The 655-nt window shown below is 65.6% G+C and carries 1 pseudogene; it reads left to right on the top strand.

What is annotated here, in order from left to right:
- Positions 1 to 643: pseudogene (locus tag J5M71_RS26370) on the top strand (N-acetylglucosamine-6-phosphate deacetylase); the annotation flags it as partial.
- Between the last annotated feature and the right edge of the window lie 12 nt (positions 644 to 655).

Genomic DNA, 655 nt, shown 5'->3' with positions numbered 1-655 from the left:
CATCACCATCGCCCCGGAAATCGCTGGCCACGATGCGTTGATTCGCGAGCTGAGCAGCCGTGGCATCCGCATGCAGATCGGCCACACCCTCGGCAGCTACGAGGAAGGCGTCGCCGCGCTGGCTGCCGGTGCCAGCAGTTTCACCCACCTCTACAACGCCATGAGCCCGCTGCATCACCGCGAGCCGGGCATCGTCGGCGCAGCACTGGCCCACGCCAAATACGCCGAGCTGATTCCCGATCTGCTGCACGTACACCCCGGCGCCATTCGCGTGGCCCTGCGTTCGATCCCGTGCCTGTATTGCGTCACCGATTCGACCGCCGCCGCCGGCATGCCCGACGGTGAATACAAGCTTGGCAGCCACACCGTGACCAAATGCCTGGGCGGCGTGCGCCTGCCCGACGGCACGCTGGCCGGCAGCACCCTGACCATGGATCAGGCCCTGCGCAATCTGGTCAAGATCGGTTTGCCGGTCGCCGAAGCCTCGCAGCGTCTGTCGCAATTTCCCGCCGACTACCTTGGCATCACCGAACGCGGGCGCCTTGCCCCCGGCGCCTGGGCCGACTGCGTGCGGCTCGATCGCTCACTCACACTGACCGCCGTCATGGTCGAAGGAGAAGACATTGACTTCAAAAATGCTTGAGGAGGCGCTGTC

The organism is Pseudomonas sp. 43(2021) (genome assembly GCF_017490805.1).
GTDB lineage: Bacteria > Pseudomonadota > Gammaproteobacteria > Pseudomonadales > Pseudomonadaceae > Aquipseudomonas.
This window is presented reverse-complemented; position numbering and strand designations above follow the sequence as displayed.